18 protein-coding genes are annotated in these 22,031 nt (G+C 42.5%); 3 read left to right on the forward strand and 15 right to left on the reverse strand.

Annotated elements, in window-relative coordinates; translation table 11 throughout:
- Positions 1-84: 84 nt before the first annotated feature.
- From CUU66_RS14500 to aroQ, 12 genes are all read right to left on the reverse strand, one after another.
- Positions 85-4,194, reverse strand: a complete 4,110-nt coding sequence (locus CUU66_RS14500; protein WP_101643383.1) for a phosphodiester glycosidase family protein — start codon at positions 4,192-4,194, stop codon at positions 85-87.
- A gap of 1,796 nt (positions 4,195-5,990) precedes the next feature.
- Positions 5,991-6,554: a SpoIIIAH-like family protein gene (locus tag CUU66_RS14505; RefSeq protein ID WP_101643385.1), complete on the reverse strand. Its 564-nt coding sequence runs from the start codon at positions 6,552-6,554 to the stop codon at positions 5,991-5,993.
- A gap of 60 nt (positions 6,555-6,614) precedes the next feature.
- Positions 6,615-7,268 (reverse strand): stage III sporulation protein AG, encoded by a 654-nt coding sequence (gene spoIIIAG / locus CUU66_RS14510; RefSeq protein ID WP_101643387.1) that lies wholly within the window; start codon positions 7,266-7,268, stop codon positions 6,615-6,617.
- A complete protein-coding gene (spoIIIAF, locus tag CUU66_RS14515; RefSeq protein ID WP_257968010.1) occupies positions 7,258-7,878 on the reverse strand; it encodes a stage III sporulation protein AF in 621 nt (206 codons plus the stop codon). Before spoIIIAF ends, spoIIIAG begins: the two co-directional genes overlap by 11 nt.
- 3 nt (positions 7,879-7,881) lie before the next feature.
- A complete protein-coding gene (gene spoIIIAE, locus CUU66_RS14520; RefSeq protein ID WP_101643390.1) occupies positions 7,882-9,069 on the reverse strand; it encodes a stage III sporulation protein AE in 1,188 nt (395 codons plus the stop codon).
- A 28-nt stretch (positions 9,070-9,097) separates the two neighbouring features.
- Complete coding sequence (gene spoIIIAD, locus CUU66_RS14525) at positions 9,098-9,493, reverse strand: stage III sporulation protein AD (RefSeq protein ID WP_101643392.1); 396 nt, start codon at positions 9,491-9,493, stop codon at positions 9,098-9,100.
- Positions 9,494-9,502: 9 nt separating this feature from the next.
- Positions 9,503-9,709 carry a stage III sporulation protein AC gene (gene spoIIIAC / locus CUU66_RS14530; RefSeq protein WP_101643394.1) on the reverse strand — a complete coding sequence of 69 codons (207 nt, stop codon included), beginning with the start codon at positions 9,707-9,709 and terminating at the stop codon, positions 9,503-9,505.
- Positions 9,710-9,730: 21 nt separating this feature from the next.
- Entirely contained in the window at positions 9,731-10,246 is a 516-nt protein-coding gene (gene spoIIIAB, locus CUU66_RS14535; protein WP_101643396.1) for a stage III sporulation protein SpoIIIAB, read from the reverse strand.
- Positions 10,239-11,168, reverse strand: coding sequence for a stage III sporulation protein AA (spoIIIAA, locus tag CUU66_RS14540; protein WP_101643398.1), 930 nt, complete (start codon positions 11,166-11,168; stop codon positions 10,239-10,241). Before spoIIIAA ends, spoIIIAB begins: the two co-directional genes overlap by 8 nt.
- A gap of 960 nt (positions 11,169-12,128) precedes the next feature.
- Complete coding sequence (gene efp / locus CUU66_RS14545) at positions 12,129-12,686, reverse strand: elongation factor P (protein WP_101643400.1); 558 nt, start codon at positions 12,684-12,686, stop codon at positions 12,129-12,131.
- Between the two features lie 19 nt (positions 12,687-12,705).
- Positions 12,706-13,767 (reverse strand): M24 family metallopeptidase, encoded by a 1,062-nt coding sequence (locus CUU66_RS14550; RefSeq protein WP_101643402.1) that lies wholly within the window; start codon positions 13,765-13,767, stop codon positions 12,706-12,708.
- Complete coding sequence (aroQ, locus tag CUU66_RS14555; RefSeq protein ID WP_101643404.1) at positions 13,768-14,214, reverse strand: type II 3-dehydroquinate dehydratase; 447 nt, start codon at positions 14,212-14,214, stop codon at positions 13,768-13,770.
- A 309-nt stretch (positions 14,215-14,523) separates the two neighbouring features.
- Here aroQ and CUU66_RS14560 point away from each other — a divergent pair, with 309 nt between their 5' ends.
- Together CUU66_RS14560 and CUU66_RS14565 are read left to right on the forward strand one after the other, a co-directional pair.
- Complete coding sequence (locus tag CUU66_RS14560; protein WP_101643406.1) at positions 14,524-15,465, forward strand: DUF1385 domain-containing protein; 942 nt, start codon at positions 14,524-14,526, stop codon at positions 15,463-15,465.
- A 102-nt stretch (positions 15,466-15,567) separates the two neighbouring features.
- Positions 15,568-15,948 (forward strand): SA1362 family protein, encoded by a 381-nt coding sequence (locus CUU66_RS14565; protein WP_101643407.1) that lies wholly within the window; start codon positions 15,568-15,570, stop codon positions 15,946-15,948.
- Between the two features lie 16 nt (positions 15,949-15,964).
- On the opposite strand, the gene CUU66_RS14570 is transcribed toward CUU66_RS14565, so the two are convergent.
- The 3 genes from CUU66_RS14570 to CUU66_RS14580 form a co-directional block, all read right to left on the reverse strand.
- A complete protein-coding gene (locus CUU66_RS14570; RefSeq protein ID WP_101643409.1) occupies positions 15,965-16,849 on the reverse strand; it encodes a patatin-like phospholipase family protein in 885 nt (294 codons plus the stop codon).
- A gap of 119 nt (positions 16,850-16,968) precedes the next feature.
- Positions 16,969-17,997 carry a spore photoproduct lyase gene (gene splB / locus CUU66_RS14575; protein WP_101643411.1) on the reverse strand — a complete coding sequence of 343 codons (1,029 nt, stop codon included), beginning with the start codon at positions 17,995-17,997 and terminating at the stop codon, positions 16,969-16,971.
- A gap of 311 nt (positions 17,998-18,308) precedes the next feature.
- Complete coding sequence (locus CUU66_RS14580; RefSeq protein WP_374703003.1) at positions 18,309-20,840, reverse strand: vitamin B12-dependent ribonucleotide reductase; 2,532 nt, start codon at positions 20,838-20,840, stop codon at positions 18,309-18,311.
- A 739-nt stretch (positions 20,841-21,579) separates the two neighbouring features.
- Here CUU66_RS14580 and CUU66_RS14585 point away from each other — a divergent pair.
- Positions 21,580-21,963, forward strand: coding sequence for a rhodanese-like domain-containing protein (locus CUU66_RS14585; protein WP_101643415.1), 384 nt, complete (start codon positions 21,580-21,582; stop codon positions 21,961-21,963).
- Positions 21,964-22,031 lie beyond the last annotated feature (68 nt).

Here is a 22,031-nt window from a genome sequence, read left to right on the forward strand (position 1 = left end):
GGATCCTCGGCTGGATTCGGGTCTTATTTTGCTATTGGTTTTAAAATCAGCTGTTTTTTTCGGATCTCGCTGAATTTTTTAGTCTTAGTCTTCCCTATCATAGTCCTCATTTTTTATTGTGAACGTATCGATGATTTCCCCGTCTGAGGTAATTGTAGTAAAGGTAATTTGATCTTTATCTACCTTTGCCTGCATAGAAACGGCAATGTTGTCCATGTTTACGTAGTCGAATATTTCATCGGCCACCGCATCATAGTGTTTTTTACCTGTTGTGCCGGCCACTATGTAGACCGTGCCGCCCGGATCTTCCTTGCCCGCTTTCAGCTTCTTTGTTCTTCCGTAAGAATGGTCATGACCCGAGAAAACAATGTCGATCCCCAATTCATCCATGATTGGCGGCAGTTTTTCTTTCATGTCTTCATTCCCGCCAAATGGGTTGGTATAATACGGCGGTTTGTGTGTAACAAGGATTTTCCATGGCTTGTCGGACGTTTTCACATCTTTTTCCAGCCATTCCAGCTGCTCGTCCAAAACTCCTTCATCACTGGTAAACCCCATTACGCTGAAATGGATATTATTATAATCAACGGAATACGTACCTCCTATATCTGCCGCGGGACCATTTTCAGGGGTATTGAAGATGGCCTTAGCTAAATGGCCGTCAGCGTCTCCCATATATTCATGATTCCCTAAGTTTGCAACAAGGTCCGTTGCACGGATGTTTTTGTACTGGGACATGGTGCCTAATGTATCATCCCATTGTGTGAATTTCGCCGATTCATCTATCAGATCTCCAACATGGATCATGAGTGACAAGTCTTTATTATTAAGTTCTCCTAGTATGCTATTAAAGTCACGTAAATCTGCTGGTGATTGTGTATCACCCAAAATCGCAAACTCAAAGCTTTGCTTTCTTTTCAATGTAGTGAACTCCTGCAGCTCCGACCAGGTTTCGCCATCACCTACACGGAAGATATAAGTTGTATCCTGCTGCAAATTCTTTAATGCTGCCTCATTTACGCGGGCGATTCCATTTTTAGAAATATTCTGCTCTCCGGAAAATACCTGGCTGCTCCAAGTACCAGTGAATGTTTCAAGCGAACTATTTCCTTTCCTGTCATAATCCTTCTTTTTCGCAGCCTGTATCAATGTCTTTCCCTTTGCAAGCGGACTTGACATCCAGGTAAAGTTCTTTTCCTTATAGGGATCACCTGCAGCAGTGGATATGAGATTTTTTATCTCACCGTCTCGAGTCAGCGGCGGGAAGGTTTGAGTATTCCATTTAAATGAATACTTACCTTCCTTAACTGCATATAACGCGATTTTCTTCACTTCATTCGTAATGGAATCTACCTTTACAGAACCGCTGCTGTCGGTTTTACCAAGTAAAACGGGTTCCTTACTGCCGTCTATTTCGGCAAATACTTCAACATCGCCAATCGAATTCTTATCGTTATCTTTGACTGTGATAATCGCTGGTTTCCCAATTAATACCGGTTCGGAGACAATCTCATAGGCGCCTTTTACTTCAACAGTTGCAGGCTTCATAGAAAATGTGGGAACGAAGTCATCCCCCTTTGGTGTATGGAAGTTTATACTTCCTTCTGTTAGGTCATAGGTTAATTTACTGCCTTCCTTAGTGGAGGGCGGTATTCTTATAGATATAACGGCAGCCTCTGCAGCAGAACCTGCATCACCGCTGTTCACTAAGTTCAAGGAAACGATTCCCGTATCGGCATCATAGCTGGATGTACTTCCATCAAATCCTTCTGAGAACTGGATTTTCTCAACCCTATAATTTTTATCAATGCGAAGGTTCATATCCGCCCCAAACATTACATCAGGATGTAACGCCTTTACTGTAAGGTCAAATACATCACCTAATAATGCCGCCTCTTGTCTCTTACCTACTTCAAGCTTGGCTGACCCTGTGTTTACGGTAAAATAACTTGTTTTAACCGCCTGGTTTCCAAACTTGTCAGGAACCTTAATGATTACCTTATGAATACCATCAGCCCATTTTAAGCCGCTTAATGATACTGAGCCGTCCATATCATAAGAGTAATGGCCTTCAAAATTAGAATAATTCTTTCCATCTACAAAGATGCTGATTTTCTCCCAATCAATTCCTGTCTTGAAAGGATCCTCTTCAAACTCATTCACCACCGCTTTTATCACGACTGCATTCGTTGTATAGGTTTGCTCTTCTACGTTAACGGACTGAATAACAGGCGGATGTAAATCATCTACTTTCTCACCGTATACCGCCCTGATATTATCGACATATACCGAGCCTTTCGTCATCGGGCCGGTAATTCCTGATTTGGTGGACATCAGCCTGATGGCCTGTGTTCCGGAAATTTTGAATGGCCCGGTAAAGGAGGCTGGTATCTCTGCCTCAATGTATTTCCAGCCAGTCCAGTTAATCCCGGAGTTTTCCTCAGTAAGATTAAGTGTCTGGCTTTTATTGTTCCCATCGACAAGAAGCATTCTGAGCCAGTAGCCTTGTGCTTCCGGGGTTCCGTATACCCACATCCCAATGGCTGTCGGGTTATCATTTATCGCCATATTTGTACCAGGTCCTGCATAAACCCCCAGCGTTGTCCCGGTTTGTGCATTTGTAAAGTCAAAATCGATCTGTAATGATTGATTGCCAAATATGACAGGAGCAGGATATCTGGATAAATCAAGCAGCCCTTTTTCTCCCCGGTTTGCTGTTGAGGTTTTCCAGTTTCCCATGCTGCCTTCAAAATCAAACACGACTTCAGGAAGTTTTCCAACCGATACTTTTATTTGAGCTGAAAGGCCAGTCCCCTTTAAAGCGGCTTTGATGATCCCCGTAATATTCTTATCGCCTGTATGAAGTACTCCTGTTTCATCAATGGTTCCCATTCCTTCGGGGATGTCAAAATCCATATCTTCTAAGTTCCATTTCACTTCTCTTTTTTGAAACAAAGTGGTTAATCCTAGATCCAATTTACTTTTTCTGCCCGCCGTCATCTCCCCGGCAATAAAGGACATCTGATCTGGCTGTGCCACTTCAATTATGCTTCTCCCGACTTCTTGCCCCATATGTTTGAGCAAAACATTAAGCACTCCCGTTTTGCCATTCGAGATAAATTTGCCCGTTTCATCAATGCTGCCGAATGAACCATCCGTTAATTCCCATGTTAATCCAGAAGCTGGAAGGTCAGCTGATGCCATAGATTTGTCGCGCCCTTTGGCCGAAAACTGAATCTTTGAGCCTGGCGTAAAGGATTGGTCATAAGGCTCGATATGGGCTGAATTAAATACATGGTCTGCAGGTGTTTTTGAAACAATCAGCCAAGAATTTGCTACACTTCTTTCCATCCGATCAGACGGGAGGTTGTCCACTTCCAGTTTATCCCCGCCTAATTCCCGAGTAGCAAAAGTGGATGAACCGCCTCCGTCCAGATTCAAGGCACTTTCTGCCCCCAAGTCGATCATCAGCTGTGCCAGATCTGGCATTGAAATTCCTGCTGAGTACGGTTCCTGCCTTCCATCAATCACGACAAAAAACACATCACCATCTTCCTTAATCCCCACAGCAGTCCGAGGCTCTTTATCTGCTCCTGTTTGAGGAGTTTCATAGATCTGCCCCTTTTTTACGAGAATCGCATTTCCTCCAAGCGCCTCCTGGATTTCATCCTTGATGCCTTCAAATTCCGCAGGTGTTCCAATAACGGCTTCACCTGACTTTTTTATGCCAAAAAATTCTTGTGACGCTAATGATTTGGATTTTACAGCTTGCCCGTTTTTGTAAACATAGCCAGAAGGCTCCCCGGTCGCCATATTGTAGAAGTCAGCATTAACTGCAGCTACAACTGTGTGGTTGTCTCCGCTCGCTGCACTTGCCTGTCCCCTAACTGGCTGAAGGCCGAATGCAGTTTCATCATTTGGTGTGCCGGCCTCAATCGAAAGGCTTGGATTCTGCATATCCACTTCTACTACAAAACTTTCAATCTTCTTTCCTTCTTTTCCTTCAAAACTGTAATGCTTTTCCATTACACCAGGCGCGAGATCTGCTTGATACTGGTTAATCGGCGTTTGAATGATGGGAGATCTTAAGTCGAAGCTGCCTAATGCCAATGTCAAGCTGGGTAAAATCATACTGCTGGCTAAAGTGACTGTTAAGATGATGGGTAAAAGCCTGTTCTTCCAATCCTTCTTCATCATTTGCCTCCTACGCATGTTTACTCGTTCCATGATTTCAGGGATATGTAAGATGATCTGTGCTTTCTAGTAAATCCATTAACTTAATATTAAGAATTTTCCATATTCAGGAATAGAGGGAAAAGACCTACATTTTCTGGAAAATAACCATGAACTTCTGCTGGTAAATTGGAAAAACCGACCGTTGGACCTAGTTAATGTGTTGTAGGGAGAATTTTATACTGGGATTTGATGGAGAAAGATAACAATTACGCAGTAGAGTATTCTGTTCTGTAACTGTATGGTGTAATGATTACTTAACTTGAAAAATCGCGGGGCCTTTCGCTCAATTAACAGAGGTAAACCGCAAAAAAATAGAGGCCAATTCTTTTTCGCGCAATTATTTTTTTATATGATGCAATTAATTTTTTATCCGATACAATTATTTTCTTATACGATGCAATTATTTCGTTATACGATACAATTATTTTCTTATACGATGCAATTAGGGCTAAGCCAATTGCTTTATGAATATGTAAAAGATAAAAAAGGCTAAGCAATAAGCCCAGCCTTACTTATATAATTTTATGTTGAAAGGCACCGTTCTCTGCTTTTCTATCTGTCTAGCTCCAAGCTGCGTCCCTCGAGTCATAAGCCGATCAGGCCATGAGAAGAAGAGCGCTTCTCACGGCCTGCCCGTCTTATGCTTGGCTAGCGCATAAGTGCGACTAAGCTTCTGTCTTCGCTCCGCTCGCCAATCAGCAAGTCTACTTTATCGGGTCTCTGCCTTCTTTTACATTTGGTTCTCTAGTTTGGTTCTTTCATCATTGTCCTATCAATTAGCTGACTTCGGAAGGCACCGCTTTCCGCTTTTCTATTTGTCCAGCTCCGAACTGACACCTTCGGTCATAAGCCCATCGCCATCTAAAGGTAAAAGCGGCCTTTCGCTGCCGCTCGTCTTTTGCCTTTCAGGTGTCTGCTTTTCATGTGATTTGTGAAAAAATAAGAAAAGCTAGGCGTTCAGCCTAACTTCCTTAACATTTCTTGATTAGAAAAGCACCGGTCTCCGCTTTTCTATCTGTCCAGCTCCGAACTGCCATCCTCCCGTCATAAGCCAATCAGTCCATGAGAAGGAAATGCACTTCTCACGGCCTACTCGTCTTATGCTACTCGGATGGCTGCCTTTTTAATGATGCGAAAAGATAAAAAAGCTAAGCAATAAGCCCAGCCTTACTTATATAATTTTATGTTGAAAGGCACCGTTCTCCGCTTTTTTATTTGTCTAGCTCCAAGCTGAGACCCTCGAGTCATAAGCCTATCAGTCCGTGAGAAGGAAAAGCACTTCTCACGGACTACTCGTCTTATGCTACTCGGATGGCTGCCTTTTTAATGATGCGAAAAGATAAAAAAGGCTAAGCAATAAGCCTAGCCTTACTTATATAATTTTATGTTGAAAGGCACCGCTTTCCGCTTTTCTATCTGTCCAGCTCCAAGCTGTGTCCCTCGAGTCATAAGCCGATCAGGCCATGAGAAGAAGAGCGCTTCTCACGGCCTGCCCGTCTTATGCTTGTAGGGCCGCTCCTTCGCTATCGCTCCGGACCGCTTTCCGCTTTTCTATCTGTCCAGCTCCGAACTGCCATCCTCCCGTCATAAGCCAATCAGTCCATGAGAAGGAAATGCACTTCTCACGGCCTGCTCGTCTTATGCTACTCGGATGGCTGCCTTTCATTAGTTTTATGAAAAAATAAAAGGGCTAAGCCAATTAGCCTAGCCTTGATCATATAATTTTATGTTGAAAGGCACCGTTCTCCGCTTTTCTATTTCCCCGGTTGGAATTCTACTGCTACGTTTGTTCCTGTTCCTAGCTCTTTGCTTACGGTGGTCATGATTTCGTTTGCTGCTTTGCTAGATTGCTTTTTGGATTTTACCAGTACGTGCACTTCTTTTCCTTTGATTCTTACGAGTGCTCCGTCATAATTCATGGAGACGATTAGGGATTCCAGCATTCCTTCTTTTACAGCCAGGTCATCCAGGTTGTTGATTTTTTCATAGGCTGCATTTTTTTCTTCTGCTGAGATGTCTTCTGTCATGGCTACAGCCAGTTCTTCTTTTTGTTTGTTGCGCTCATCTTCAAGTTCCATCCGCATAGCTTCGAAGACTTCGTCGTTAGCTGGGGCTGTTACTGCTTTACCGCTGTCAGCATTTTCTTTTTTAGCTGTATCGGATGTGGTTGTCTTGGCTGCTGGTTTTTCTTTCTTTTTCTCCTCGGTCGCTGCCATATCGGAAGCAGGCTTTTGCGGTGTAGTGATGTAATAGACGGATAGGACTACAACAAGGCTTAACATTGTTAATAACCATACTGTTTGTTTTTTTAATAACATGAATGATCCTCCTCAGATTTCTTATTTATATGAAATGCTTTTAAGCACATTGATCCTGCATTATTTCTTAGCTAGTACAGATACGCGGTGGCTGGATACATCCAGTACCCTGGTAACAGCTTCCCGGATCCATTTTTTGACCTGTATATTATCTGCGCCTTTTGCGACAATCAGGACTCCCCTAATAGACGGCTTTTGTGTCTGAGTGACGAGCGGGACCTCGGATTCGCCATCCCGGGTAAATACAAGCTGTTCATCAACCGAGCTGTCTTCCACCTGGCGCTTGCCGCCATCCCTGTCTTCCTCGTTGGTTATTTGCTTTCGGGTGACTTTATTTTTCTCGTACACTTTTTTTTCTGATGAGTCGACATTGACCATTACGGTGACGTCTTCAATGCCTGCAACATCCTCCAGGGCTTCTTTCAACAGTGTTTCATATTGTTTTTCATAATCGGTGAACATCTTCTTTCCTGTGGCTTTCTTCATCCCAAATGCGGCTACGTCATCCTTAGACTGACTGCTTCCAGTCTCGGCGGCATCTCCCATTGTAGTGGTGCTGGTTTCTGTGTTTGTAAGAAAGCTGCTGGCTATCATAAACCCGACGCCTATTACTAGAACCGCTAGTACATATGCATGCTTGGAAGGCTTCCCGGGCCCCTTCTCCTTCTTAAGGAGCTTAGCCAGCAGGGAAAAAGGACCTTTGTCATCTTTCACTAATAACTCCCCCTCCCTCTAGCTCAATAGAAAGAATTTCTTCTTCTACTGACCATTTTGCTGCAAGGAAATTCTTTATTTCTTTCGTTTCTGCATATTGGCTGGGCCTCGGTGTACTGGTGTCGATATTGACTTGTGCCACTGTTTCCACTGAGCCTAGGTCATCAGCAGGCTTCAATGTGAGATGAATATTTTTTATGTCTTTGGGAAATTCAGGCGTGTCCACTTGTTTAGCTTCTAGATCAACTGTTTCTACATTCATCTGGTACTTATTCATCAACTCCTCTTTTGCATCTGTTTTGAGTTGGACAGCCATCTGTTTTAAAATATATGCTTGCTGTGAGGCTTGTATTTCTTTTTTCTTATCTTCAATTAAATTTTCTATATTTTCTTGTTTCTGGGATGTATGTAGAGCTTTCGATACAACCTGTTCAAAATCAGTTGAAAAGAGCTTTAATATTGGAGATAAGATAATGGCAATCAGCAAAAGACCAATGACCATTTTTGCGTATTTCTGCATCGTTGAATTCGGAAGCAGCAGGTCGATTACCGTAGCTAATAGAATAAAGAGAATAATATTTGTGACCCAGCCTGTTAAATATTGCATCATCCCTCACCTCACCATCATCGTTACATTTCCTGCTGCAATGATCACTGTAACACTCAGGAAAAACATAATGGATACGATGGCAAGTGCCGCAAAGATATACACCATGCTTTTACTGATCACACTTAAACAGCTGATGACCGGTCCGCCCCCGAGAGGCTGCAGGATCGCTGCTGAGAGCTTGTACACAAAAGCGACAATTAATATCTTAAGAGCGGGGAACACGCAGATTAACAGCAGTACAACCACCCCTGCCAGCCCAACCGTATTTTTTAAAAGTACAGAAGCACTCATGACTGTGTCGGTTGCATCGGAAAACATCCGCCCGACTACTGGGATAAAATTACCGGTGATAAACTTTGCTGTCCGAATGGTGATACCGTCGGCGACTGCAGATGATGCCCCTTGGACGGAGATGACTCCGAGAAAGACCGTCATGAACGTACCAATCAGCCATATGCTGCCATTTCTAAGGAGATTTGCCAGCTGGGTGACCTTATATTGTTCTGTTAACGTGCTGACTATGCTAAGGATTGCAGATAGCAGTAGCAGCGGGAGCACGACGTACTGCATCAATAACCCGCTTGTATTCATCAAAAACACCAGGACTGGGTGGAAGAATGCGGCTGAGACTACACCTCCCGATGCAGCAATTAAAGCCAGCAGCAGCGGAATGAGTGCCATCAGAAATGAAATCATCATACCTATCGTTTCTTTCGTATACTCAATGGCCACGTGAAAACTGTTTAAAGCGATGATAATTAATACCATGAATACAATGGCATAGGCTACCTTGCTGACAGAACTTTTTTCAAATGCTGACTGAAGGGTCTGGAGAAACATGCTTAGAACAGTTAGAACAACTAATGTGCCAAGCAGTTTTCCATTTACCAGAAGTTCATGAAATATAAATTTGGCTAGACCCTTCATCCATTCGTTAAAGGAGAACTTTTTTTCACCGCTTACGAAATCAAAAAAGCTGCCTTTCTGGCTTTCCGGCAAAAACCCGCCATAATCGGTGACAACCTTGTCCCAAAATCCCTTAAGGTCATTGATTCCAAGGTTCTCCAGCTGTGAATTAACGATTTCTTCGTTACTAATGGGTGCTTCTTGATTCGTTTCAGCAAAGGCCCGATGATCACTCGAAAATATAAATACTACTGCTAATAAGAAGAGAAGCATGCACTGTTTCATGAAACATCCACCTCACCTGCTGTTATTGTCAGCTGGGAATTAGTTTTATAATGGTTTCTATAATGACAGTCAAAATGGGGATGGCCATGGCAAGAATCAAAATTTTACCGCCAAGTTCAATTTTAGAAGCTATGGCACCCTGCCCGGCATCTTTTGTGATCTGGGAAGCAAATTCCGCAATATAAGCTATTCCGATAATTTTTAAGATTGTTTCCAGGTAAATCATGTTTACATTGGCTTTGACGGCAATTCTTTCAATCATATGAATAATCTGTGAGATTTGATCAAGCAGCATTAAAAAGATGGAACAACCGACAAAAACCACTAATAAAAAAGCAAAGGTAGGTTTCTGCTCCTTTATAACCAGCGCGAGAAAGGTAGCTATTAAGGAAATACCGACTATCTTAAGAATCTCAATAGCAATCTGCCCCCCTTATCCCTCAAATAAAAAAACAGACTTGATCTTTTGAAATAGGTCATCCATAACGGAGGCCACCATAAACAAAATAAAAATAAACCCAACGAGCGTCACCCATTGCGCATACTCCTTTTTGCCGACCTGATCCAATACGGTATGAAGAAACGCGACGATAATCCCAACTCCGGCTATTTTAAAGATTAAATCAACATCTATTCCCATTTCTTTTCTCTCCCTTTTGGTTTACAAAAGTATGATAATCAGCAGCAACCCAGATAAAAAACCGAGGCTTTTAATCATTTTTTCATATTTGCTCTGGCGGTCGAGCGCTTCTTTTTCTTCTCGTTCCAGGTGGGTCAATGTTAGGATGATCTGTTTTTGCTGGCTCATCCTGTCATGCCTCCCCAGCGTTTCTCCGAATTGGACAAGTATTTCATATTCGCTCTGCTTTAAGGAGAGTGATTTCCAGACTTCCTGTAAGCTTTCCGTCCATGCGTCTCTTACAGTTGTTTCATTGTTCTCCATCTTAGAGGCGAACGCTGTAAAAAATAAGGACAGCGGCTGAGGCAGCTGCTTTGACAGTTTTAGGGACGCATCCCTGAGAGGGGTATGCCCATACATGATTTCGGCTTCGAGTGCCTGAAGAGAGGACTTTAGCTGCCTTAGCTGCCTAGGTCTTTCCGTGAACCCTCTTGCTATCTCAAAACCAGACCAGGTAGTAGCCAGTAAAATAAATGCTGCCCCTATGACTTTAAACATAGGCAGCCCCCGTTCCTAAACGGAGTTCCTTGCCGGAAGCATCCCGGACTGTTGAAATAGTCCCTGGAGCTGCACCCCTGGTGACCTCAACGAAACGTTCAAAAATATGCTCATCCAGTATTCTTTGGATAATAGGCCGCTTTCTTATTTCTTCCAGCGAATTCCCATGTGTCGTGATAATCAGTTTAATTCCGGCATTTGCCGCCTCTAAAACCGCTTCAGTATCTTCTTTTCTGCCAATTTCATCAACCACCAGGACATCTGGCGACATAGACCGGATTAACATCATCATTCCTTCAGCCTTCGGGCAGCTGTCTAGAATATCAACCCGCGGACCCAGCTCGAGCTGAGGAATCCCCCTCACGCATCCTGCAATTTCAGAACGCTCGTCCACTATACCAACCTTACGGGACCCTATTCCCTTCGAATCCATGCCGCTCGATACAATACGGGCTATATCCCGAAGCAAAGTGGTTTTGCCAGTCTGCGGCGCCCCGATTAAAAGTGTATGCTTCCAGCTTCCATCAAATAGGAGTGGAACCAGCCTTTCAGCTGCTCCGATTTTCTGCCTCGCAATCCGTATATTGAAGGAAGAAATATCACGAATAGCTTTCACACTGCTGTTCTCCAGGACTACCTTGCCGGCCAGCCCCACTCGGTGCCCGCCTTCGATCGTCACGTATCCCCGTCTAAGCTCTTCTTCAATCGTATATAACGAAAACTGGCTTAAAGCATTCAATAGCTGATCAGAATCCTCATATGTAACCACATAAGGCAGAAAATGAGGCTCCCCTCCAGCCATAATCTCAAGCGGCCTGGCAATTCGTACTCTAATTTCTTCCATACAGTCCTGAACTGCTTCCGGTAAAACTCTCAGCTGATCTCCAATATTCCTTGGCAAAATTGAAAAGACGGAATCCATTTTGACCCTCCTATTGCCAGTTCTCATAATTCATTTGTATGGCAGGCCTGTACACTTTATTACTAGATTTTTATAAACATAGGAGACGCGGGCTGCTGCAATGGATTGTGGGTGGATAGACTCTATTAGAAATATGGAAATTTCCCTTTTAAAAAAGGAAGTGCTATGAAGTTATGTGCTTCTTACTTCTTACTCCAGTTGTTAAGGGTGCTGCATTCTGGAGGATGGCAAGTCCTTTAAACTAGTTAAAATGTACTTTACTTTTGAATTTTTTTACATTTGGGAGGGATTTTTTGAGGGAAAAGCAAAATTGGGTTAAAAAACTCATAATTTAGAAGAATGTCGATGTTATTGAGGATTAATCGTTTCATATATGCTTGGGTTTTCGATGTTTACGCTTATGTTTGAAAGATTTATGCTTATATTTTCCATAAACATGCTTACGTTTATACCTTTTATGCTTTTCCTGCTGACAGCTATGCTTCTCGGGATGGGGTTATGCTTATCTTTGGCGACTTATGCTTATTGTTAAGCTCTTATGCTTACCCTAGTTTTTTTCTCTCAACTCCCCCCTGCAGGTCCTATTCACTTTGCTGGCAGCATTTTGCTCTCATCTACCTTCCCTCTTACCCTAGTTACTGCCATCATTCCCCACTTCTAATCCTGCTTTAACTATTTATAGTTTTCACGGTCATCTGACGCTAGCTAACCTGCCGAGTTTATTTAAGGTATCTTTTACTTACAATTAATTCCACTATGCTAATGATAAATCCAGTACTGGCATCTTCTAAGATATATATCCCCTTCGGCTTTCAGCCGACTCCATGCCAAGCCATTTCCTCACCTCCCAACCACCTTTACATCTCCAACCAGACTGCCCAGCCCTGGTGTTTACCATAATCTATTTATGCCCCCTGATCCATAAAAAAACAGCCCATTTACCAATGGGCTGTTTCAACATTATCCTCGGGACACGTAGCTTCCGTCGGTTGTATTAATGATCAGTTTGTCTCCGATATTTACAAAGAAAGGTACTTGAACGACTAAACCAGTTTCCACAGTTGCTGGTTTGGATCCTCCAGAAGCTGTGTCACCCTTTATTCCTGGCTCTGTATCTGTTACTTCGAGTGTTACTGTATTTGGAAGCTCAACCCCTAGAGTTTCACTTTGGAACGTCATGATGTAGACTTCCATGTTTTCTTTAAGGAATTTAAGCTCACGGTCGATTTGAGCTGCTGGGAGTTCGATTTGCTCGTATGTTTCGTTGTCCATGAATACGTGGCTGTCTCCAGAAGCATATAGGTATTGCATTTTACGGTTTTCGATGTGTGCTTTGGCTACCTTTTCACCTGCACGGAATGTTTTTTCCTGAATAGCTCCCGTACGAAGGTTTCGAAGCTTGGAACGCACGAATGCTGCACCTTTACCTGGTTTAACGTGCTGGAATTCGATTACTGTCCAAATTCCTCCGTCTACCTCAATTGTTAATCCTGTACGAAAATCGTTTACTGAAATCATGTATGTACCTCCTAATAGTTTACAAAATAATAAGTTCTTTAGTTGAATGAGTCAAGGATTCGTTACCTTCAACTGTTATGAGAGCATCATCTTCAATACGAACACCGCCGAGACCCGCTACATAGATGCCGGGTTCTACAGTAACAACCATGCCTGGTTCAAGGATTAAATCTGATTTTACTGAAAGGGCAGGCCCTTCGTGTACTTCTAAACCAATCCCATGGCCAGTTGAATGCCCAAAGAATTCACCATATCCTTTTTCAGCAATCAGGTTTCTAGTCAGTGCATCGGCTTCCTTACCCGTCATGCCTGGCTTTATGCCGGCCATTCCCCGCAATTGTGCTTCCAACACAATATTATAGATTTCTTTAAGTTTCTCGGCCGGTTCTCCGACAGCAAGCGTACGGGTAATATCAGATACATACCCATTAAAGTATGCCCCATAATCCAAAGTAACAAAATCCCCTGATTCAATTACTTTGCTGGTGGCCACTCCATGCGGTAATGCCGAACGTATCCCTGAAGCGACGATAATATCAAATGAGGACGATTTTGCCCCCTGCTTCCTCATAAAGAATTCTAGCTCGTTGGAAACCTCCAGCTCCGTTAAGCCCGGACGGATAAATTCTATAATATGTTTAAAAGCTAAGTCTGCTATGCTCGCTGCATCCTTTAATATCTTAATCTCAGATGGAGTCTTAATCAAGCGTAAATTTTCTACAACACCGCTTAATGGGACAAGCTCTCCATTAAATGCTTCCTTATATGCGTTATACGCAGAAAAAGTAAGGTGATCCTGCTCAAACCCGAGTTTCGAGATTCCCATCAATTTTGCCTGTACGGCAACTTCTTCTGGAATGACTCCTTTGTGCTGAACGACTTCGTACCCTTCTGCCTGCTCTCCAGCCTGTTCCACATATCTGAAGTCGGTGATGAATTTGGCTGTTGATTTTGAAATCAGTACAACTCCGGCAGATCCTGTGAAATTAGTCATATAACGCCGGTTATATGTACTGGTGATTAATATCCCATCAACCTCTTTTTTCTCTAATTCTCTGCGTAAGCGGTCCAATTTTTCCATTTAATTTCCCCTCCTTATTATATGTAACAGAGCCGTTAATGCTAAATTATAGCCTTGAATTCCCAGCCCCACTATTTGTCCGCGTGTGACGGGTGCGGTGACTGACACATGCCTGAATTCTTCACGTGCGTGGATATTTGTAATATGTACTTCGATAACTGGTTTTGTTATGCCGGCGATGGCATCCCGGATCGCATAGCTGTAGTGTGTATATGCGCCAGGGTTTATGATAATCCCCTGTACTTCTGTATCTTCGGCTTTATGTAAAGCGTCTATAATTTCGCCTTCAGAGTTAGACTGGTAACATACGGCTTCAGCATTGTTTTCTGCGGCAAAAGCCTTTAGGCCTGCTTCAAGCTTTGATAATGAAGTGCTGCCATACTTTTCAGGTTCCCGTTTTCCCAATCTGTTTAAATTAGGACCATTGATTAGTAATATCTTTTCCATGACTCTCTCCCTAAGCCTGCCGTCGTCTAAGATTCAGGATAAAATTTCTTGTTCGCTAATACAAACATTCTAACATAATTTAGAATTTTCTTACCAACCTAAACAACAGTGCGGATGTCAAATGGGAAAGTTCGGAGGAGATTAAATATTCATCTAGAGGTTTTAGTTTTTTTTCTGTAAAATAAGATTATAACTTATTAGCTTTTAGAAAATATCCGTTAACCTGTATTTTATTGTTCGCATCAGGTAACCGTTTATCCTTATTCGCATTATAAGCTAAGGAAAATTACAATACAGGCTGGTGGACACATGTCAGAAAATCAAAAACCCGTATACGGCGGGCAGGCAGTAATAGAGGGTGTCATGTTCGGCGGCAGGCATTACACCGTTACGGCGATCCGCAGAAATGATTCATCTATAGATTATTTAAGAGTTCCAAAAAAAACGAAGCCCATACTTGCAGCTCTTAAAAGAATTCCCTTTTTAAGGGGCATAGCGGCCATAATTGAAGCAAGCGGTATCGGGTCCAGACATTTAAATTTTTCTTCAGAACGGTATGACCGGAGCCCTAATGAAGATGATCAAATCAAAGAAGAAACTTCAAAGCTTGCGATGACACTCGGAATTGCCGCTGTCGGTGTCATTTCTTTCCTATTCGGAAAGTTTATTTTTACCTTAGTCCCAGTTTTCTTAGCCGTAATGTTTAAACCTATTTTCTCAAGTGACTTTAGCCAGGTGCTATTAGAAGGCTTGTTCAAGCTCATCCTTCTCCTTGGATATATCTATGCAGTATCACTGACGCCGCTGATTAAGCGGGTCTTTCAGTATCATGGGGCAGAACATAAAGTCATTAATGCTTTTGAAGAAAATAAAGAGCTTACTGTCGGGAATGTCCAGGCTGCCTCCAGGCTTCACTACAGGTGCGGAAGCAGTTTTATTCTATTTACCGTAATCATCGGCGTTTTCGTTTATATGCTCGTACCGACTACTCCGTTATGGCTGAGGGTTGTAGACCGGCTCGCGCTGATCCCCGTGGTTTTAGGTATTTCCTTCGAAGTTCTTCAAATTACAAATAAAGTAAGAGATATCCCAGTTTTAAAATACTTGGGATACCCAGGTCTTTGGCTGCAATTGTTAACCACAAAAGAGCCCAGTGATGACCAGGTAGAGGTCGCGATTTCTTCTTTCAATGTATTACTGAAATTGGAAAAAGGGGCAGCAGAAGGTTTAGATTCAGAGGAGATTGTGTAAGAAATATAGAAGTATATAATTTTCGCAAACGGGAATTTTACGATATATAGAAGTTTAAACTTTATTAAAGATGCGAAAGATGCTCTTAAGGAGGTGGCTTTGTTGAATCGTCCAGTGTCATTCTTGGTTTATGGAATAATCTTCTTGGGGGCAATTGGCTTATTAGGCAATTTGGTGTCAAACCCAGCCGGCTTCATAAAAAATGCAGTGATCTTAGCCATTACGATTGGTATTGTCATCTTTGCTGTAAAGCGATTAACTAAAAGCAAGCCTAATGCGCAGCATGAACGTTCCTTCATGAAAGCTGCCCGCGACTCAAAGAAACGTTTAAAAACCCGTGATGCCGCAAAAGGTAAAGCGGATAATGTCCAAAGCTTTTCTCTCGCCAAAATGAAAAGGGCTAGAAATCGAAATCGATCAGATATCCACTTAACCGTTATTGAAGGCAAAAAAGGCAAAAAGAAAAATCGCGCATTATTTTAATGCGTGATTTTTCTGCTTAATAAGACCATCTCTTTAAAAAGGCCTCCGTACACTTCCTGCCCCACTCGATCAATTCTTGTTTCTTCTCGTCTGTTAGATGGAACTCCGTTGCCCCTGTACCTTTGGTTGGAATGAATAAAATGTTTGGTGTTAACTTTCTGGAAATATACCTTGAGTCATGTGCATCTTTCATCGTCTCGAATAATCCGCCGAATAATTCAAATGCATTCTCAATTTCCTTTGGCTCCCCCAGAAATTGATCCGTGGCAATTTTAATCCCTAATACCGGCCTTACTTTTTTTACATTTTCAGAATCAAAGAGCCACATAGGAAAATTACTGAGTACCCCGCCATCCACAATCAGATTTTTTTTCTTCCCAATTTTTAATTTTACCGGTTCAAAAAAATAAGGAATGCTGCAGCTCATCCGCACGGCCTTGGCAACAGAAAACGACCTTGGATCAATTCCGTAATGCTCAAGGTCATCCGGCAGCACCACGAGCCTTGCAGTGCTTAAATCTGAAGCAATGACCCTGAACGCCTGCGGGGGCAAATCGGAAAATGAATGGATGCCCTTCCCCGCAAGCTTCGACCCAATCCATTTCTCCAGCGCATCCCCTTTATAAAGGCCCATCCGTTTATATAAAAGCAGCCACTTGGCAAAAGGAATGGGTAGCCAGAGCTTTCTTTCATCCAATAATTTGCGGAAATCTGTTTCTTCCATCATTTGTTTTATTTCGCTGCTGGAATATCCGGCCATGATAAAGGCTGCAACGATTGCACCAGCACTTGTTCCTCCTAAACGAATAAATTTAAATCCTCTTCGTTCAAGCGCTTCATAGGCCCCGACAAACGCCAGCCCTCTAATCCCTCCTCCAGAAAACACGCCATCCACATGCATTTATCCATCCCCCTGATGTACATTTTGATACATCTTATGCCTGAGGATATTAGCCTGACAGACACTGACGGGCTGTTTTTCTGTTTTACATTAAAAAAAGGAGCGCCGCCGGCATCTCCTTAGGTAAAATATTGAACGTGTGAAAGTGGAAAAAACTCTGCAATATACCCTCTGATCGTATCTTCTAATTCTTTGGCCTCTTCATTTGTATATACATACTTCCCTATACCGTATCGGCCCCATTTATATTTTCTCTTACTTTCATCCAATTCAAGTTTGGACTTAGGATAATTTTTCAGAATTACCTTTTTAGCAGGAGAGGTGAATCGGTGCTGAATCAATTCAAAAGTTAAATCTGGGAGATCGACACCTTTCAGGGAATTATAAAGCCGCTCAAAGAGCTCGTGATATCCCTCTTTCCAGTTTTCATGTCTGTAAATGGGAGCAACAATAAACCCGAGCGGATATCCGGCATCTGCGACTTTTCTCGCTGCTTCAAGGCGTCCTTCGAATGTGGAAGTACCTGGCTCAAAATTCTTGATAACATAACGGGAATTCACACTAAAGCGAAAGCGGGTTTTCCCATTGTGTCTAGCATCCAGAAGATGATCAACATGCTCAAACTTCGTAACAAAACGCAAAGCCCCAAATTCCTGCTCTCCAAAAAACTCAATGGCTCTCTTGAGTGAATGCGTCAGATGATCTACGCCTACAATATCGGAAGTACATGCTGCCTCAAACCTGGTGATTTCAGGCTTTCTTTCTTCCATATACTTGGCTGCCTGTTCAAAAATTTCATCAATATTTACATAGACTCTGATATACGGTTTACTTCCCAGAGTTGTCTGCAGATAGCAGTAATGGCAGTGGCCCATGCACCCCGTCGCAAGGGGAATCGCATATTCAGCGGACGGTTTAGATGTGTCAAACTTAAGGGTTTTTCGAACTCCAACAACCAGCGTAGATTTAGCTACTCTGTATTTCTGAAAATCGCTTTCTCCCGGGAGATTCCTGATTTGATTATGTGAGGTTGTCTCTCTTATTTCAATATTCATGTCTTCAAATTTCTTTTTAAGCTCCCTGCCTAGAGGATATTCCAAGGCCCGCGGCTCAATATAGACAAGCTGAGGGATAAAAGGCTTTCTCATGAACTTCACCACTTTTATGTTGTTTTAGATTTCCTTATGTAGTATTCGTTTTTGTGTCTGATACATGATTTCCTTGTTATGGCAGAGAATAAATTACATGAAAAAGCGGATGATCCCCGGCTTGTGTAGATATTCATTCTGTGTATGCGCTGGTTTCTTAGGAACGAGAAAAAGGATACTATACCGAACAAGTTTCAGATAGTCGTGCTGAGGCTGGACCGAGTCGCATATATCAGGAAAGACAAAAAGGCCGCCGAGATATTCTCGACAGCCTGGGGGTCACTTGAACACCGTCACCCTTTTTTACATTCTTACAACCCGCATTTTAGCTGAGACCCACAGTTCGTGCAGGTATTACATCCGCCGATTTCTTTGACCTTTCCTTTGCGGCAGACCGGGCAGGTATTTCCTACTTCTGAGCCGATCGTCACATCCGTTGAGCGGAGCGGGGAAATCGTATCAACCAGTACAACCTTTTTCTTTTCTTCAACGGAAGTCTCTTCTTCCTCAAACGTATTTTCTTCTGCTTTCAAGGTCAGTACCTGGGAATCCCGGCTTCCATCTACATAAACCGTTCCTCCTTTAGCGCCGCCTTTATATAAGCGTTCATATACCTTCTCTACCTGCTCCACGGTATATCCTTTAGGAGCGTTAACCGTTTTACTGATCGAGCTGTCAATCCAGCGCTGGATGATGCACTGAACATCAGCATGTGCTTCCGGGGCAAGCTCCATAGCGGAGATGAACCACTTAGGCAGTTCATTAGGATCTACCCCAGGATTCTTCTCTAGGTATTCCTGTACTATATCTGCTTTTACTTCGATGAACTTGCCCAAACGGCCGCTTCGATAGTACGTGAAGGAGAAGTAAGGTTCCAAGCCTGTGGAGACCCCGACCATGGTACCTGTGCTTCCAGTCGGAGCAACAGTTAATAGGTGGGAGTTCCGGATCCCTTTTTCTAAAATACTCTCTCGTATATCTTCGGGCATCTTCTGCATGTACCCGGTATTAATAAAACGATTGCGCAGGTCGTTTGTTTCCTGTTCTGTCGCCCCTGTCAGGAATGGGAAGCTTCCTTTTTCCTCTGACAATTCCACTGAAGTGCGATAAGCTGTCACAGCAATGGTTTCAAAGACTTTATCTACAAGTTGATTTCCTTCTTCTGAGCCGTACTCAGTCTCACAATAGATCAGTAAGTCATGAAGGCCCATAACACCTAAACCTACACGGCGTTCTCCCAGTGCCTGTTTTTTATTTTCTTCCAAGAAGTAAGGAGTGGCGTCAATTACGTTATCCTGCATCCTCACACCGACTTCAACCGTCTTTTTCAGTTTTTCAAAGTTAACCGTTTTGTTCTCTTTATCTGCCATTTCAGCAAGGTTAACTGCGGCAAGGTTGCAGACAGAGAATGGTGCCAGCGGCTGCTCGCCGCAAGGGTTTGTTGCTACTACCTGCTGACCGTATGCTTTGGCATTTGTCATGTCATTGGCATTATCAATAAAGAAGATACCTGGTTCAGCACTATAAGTTGCACAAACATTAATCAGGTTCCAGAGCTCTTTAGCTTTGATGGAGCGATAAACACGTACCTTGTGTCCAGCTTTTTCCCATTCCCTTACGTCTCCAACTTTGTGCCATTCCCGATTATAGACTTCCATTTCTTCTTTATCATAGCTTTCCACATCCGGGAAACGAAGGTCGTACATTTCGTCATTTTCTACAGCAGCCATAAATTCCTTGGTTAAGCAGACAGAAATATTTGCGCCTGTCAGGAATTCAGGGTTATGGACGCTATAGGTACCCCCGGTACGTAATTTTGCCTCAGCATCTTTAATAATTTTTTCATTAAAGCCGCCCAGGCCAGGCATATTTTTATAATTAATGATTCCCTGATACATGGCCTCTTCCGATTCAATGTAAGGAGTAAACTTAAGCTTTTCACTCGCATATTGCTTAATGGTTTCATCCGTTGTATTTTCGATCAGGAATCTCAAGATCCTAGGATTTTGCATTTTTGATATGATAAATTCAACGATATCAGGATGTGAATCTATCAGCATGATCATTTGAGCCCCGCGTCTTGAACCGCCTTGCTCAACAAGATGTGTAAGCTTTGCAATGTCATCCAGCCAGGAAACAGAACCCGAGGATTTTCCGTTTACTCCTCTTGCCAGAGTGTTCCTCGGACGAAGTGTTGAACCATTTGTACCAACACCGCCGCCACGGCTCATGATTTCCATAACCTGTTTGCGGTGCTCAGAGATTCCCTCTCTGGAGTCCTGGACAAATGGCATTACATAGCAGTTAAAATATGTTACATCTGTGTCAGCGCCAGCACCGTAAAGAACCCGTCCTGCTGGAATAAAGTTAAGAGAAACAAGCTCTTGATAAAATTTCTCAAACCATTCTTTGCGCTTTTCCTCTGTTTTTTCTACTGATGCCAGTCCTGTTGCATTCCTTTTAGCAATCTGCTCGTAATAAACTTCTAATGGTTTTTCAATGACATCCAGCGAGCGGTTCACAATTCCGGTTTCCACTTCTTCCGGCTTACCAAGCGCACCCCGGTACTCCTCTTCTACCAGCACCTTAGCCTTTTTCGTTTCCCAATCGATATCTACGACAAACCCAAGACCGCGTGCAGGAAACTTCGGATCTTCCTTAATGGTCAATACTACAAAGTCACCCTGAGTCAGTGTCACCTTAGCGGTATCTTTAAACGAATAGCGGTCAAGCATAACTAATCTTGATACGCCCTTATGGGTAAGCTTCATATCTTCAGTAATTGGGTGTACCTGTGGAAATATGCTGATGTCCTGGTTTAATCTTTCAATATTCAGCTTCATTGGGTTATTCAATACAACAGACAAAGCGATCTCTCCTTCAAAAACAATTTAGAAAAAGCGACAAATTACGCCGTTTCAATTCGAGTACCCTTAATCTATCACATACAAACCCAAATAATCAATATATAGGTCTTATAATATTTTCGACATACTACATATGGTATCAGGGTCAAAAGACGACAATTTTGTCAAACCGATAATCTCGTAAAAATCATGCGAAATAACGAGAATGATGTTGATTAATATCAGTTTTTGACGGTTTTTAAACAGTTTTACAGTTTGCTTTTATAATCGGTTCCTGAACCCCTTGATATCCTTGTAGTCCATACTTAGTCAACAAATAAACCATAAAAAAATATATTTTTTTATGAAGAATCGATTTTCCAAAAATAGCAGGAAAATAACTATATCTGACTTTACTGCTTTATTTAGGGAGATAGCCATCTTATATCGAGGGGTTTATGCAGCCAAAATCAATGAAGTGCAGCCCCTGAACAAATTGGACCAGAGCTTGTGATTGAGGGAAAGGAATAAGCGGGTGCAGCGGATTACTGATCGAAAAAGCCCGATTGATGACCGCCGTCAAAATCCGGCATTGAATAACAATTTATTAGGAAAAACAAAAATATTAATGACATTTTTTTTATAAAGCGTACTATCAAAATTAGTTTTGATTCTTTAGTCTATCAATTATATAATTAAAATTGCTGGACTTTCAGTGTAAAAGGGGGTTTGAATATTGACTACTATATACTTCTTACTGGTTATTCTTGGTGCCTTTATTATCTATACATTAATAATGTGGCTTAACCAAAAGCGTATATTAAAAACGTTGACTCAGGAAGAGTTTATCTCAGGGTATCGAAAGGCTCAGCTTATTGATGTCCGTGAGCCGAATGAATACGAAGCTGGCCACATTCTTGGTGCGAGAAACATTCCAATGACACAGATGAAGATGCGTTTGAAGGAGATCCGTCCGGACAAGCCTGTATATCTATACTGCCAAAGCGGTATCAGAAGCGGGCGTGCAGCACAGATGCTTTCCAAAAAGGGATACAAAGACCTCAGCCATTTAAAAGGCGGCTTTAAGCAGTGGGGCGGAAAGATTAAAACTAAAGGCTGATACTGTTAATCCCCTGTCAAAATAAATGGCAGGGGATTTTACGGCTAGGAAGTCAGGTGCAAACTTTC

The sequence above is a fragment of the Peribacillus deserti genome (genome assembly GCF_002863585.1).
Taxonomy (GTDB): Bacteria; Bacillota; Bacilli; order Bacillales; family DSM-1321; genus Paraperibacillus; species Paraperibacillus deserti_A.

Bases quoted from the DNA above. Each gene is read 5' to 3' on its own strand.
- CUU66_RS14500 (WP_101643383.1), bottom strand. From the start codon at position 4,194: ATGAAGAAGGATTGGAAGAACAGGCTTTTACCCATCATCTTAACAGTC.
- CUU66_RS14505 (WP_101643385.1), bottom strand. From the start codon at position 6,554: ATGTTATTAAAAAAACAAACAGTATGGTTATTAACAATGTTAAGCCTT.
- spoIIIAF (WP_257968010.1), bottom strand. From the start codon at position 7,878: ATGATGCAATATTTAACAGGCTGGGTCACAAATATTATTCTCTTTATT.
- spoIIIAE (WP_101643390.1), bottom strand. From the start codon at position 9,069: ATGAAACAGTGCATGCTTCTCTTCTTATTAGCAGTAGTATTTATATTT.
- spoIIIAC (WP_101643394.1), bottom strand. From the start codon at position 9,709: ATGGGAATAGATGTTGATTTAATCTTTAAAATAGCCGGAGTTGGGATT.
- spoIIIAB (WP_101643396.1), bottom strand. From the start codon at position 10,246: ATGTTTAAAGTCATAGGGGCAGCATTTATTTTACTGGCTACTACCTGG.
- spoIIIAA (WP_101643398.1), bottom strand. From the start codon at position 11,168: ATGGATTCCGTCTTTTCAATTTTGCCAAGGAATATTGGAGATCAGCTG.
- efp (WP_101643400.1), bottom strand. From the start codon at position 12,686: ATGATTTCAGTAAACGATTTTCGTACAGGATTAACAATTGAGGTAGAC.
- CUU66_RS14550 (WP_101643402.1), bottom strand. From the start codon at position 13,767: ATGGAAAAATTGGACCGCTTACGCAGAGAATTAGAGAAAAAAGAGGTT.
- aroQ (WP_101643404.1), bottom strand. From the start codon at position 14,214: ATGGAAAAGATATTACTAATCAATGGTCCTAATTTAAACAGATTGGGA.
- CUU66_RS14560 (WP_101643406.1), top strand. From the start codon at position 14,524: ATGTCAGAAAATCAAAAACCCGTATACGGCGGGCAGGCAGTAATAGAG.
- CUU66_RS14570 (WP_101643409.1), bottom strand. From the start codon at position 16,849: ATGCATGTGGATGGCGTGTTTTCTGGAGGAGGGATTAGAGGGCTGGCG.
- splB (WP_101643411.1), bottom strand. From the start codon at position 17,997: ATGAGAAAGCCTTTTATCCCTCAGCTTGTCTATATTGAGCCGCGGGCC.
- CUU66_RS14580 (WP_374703003.1), bottom strand. From the start codon at position 20,840: ATGAAGCTGAATATTGAAAGATTAAACCAGGACATCAGCATATTTCCA.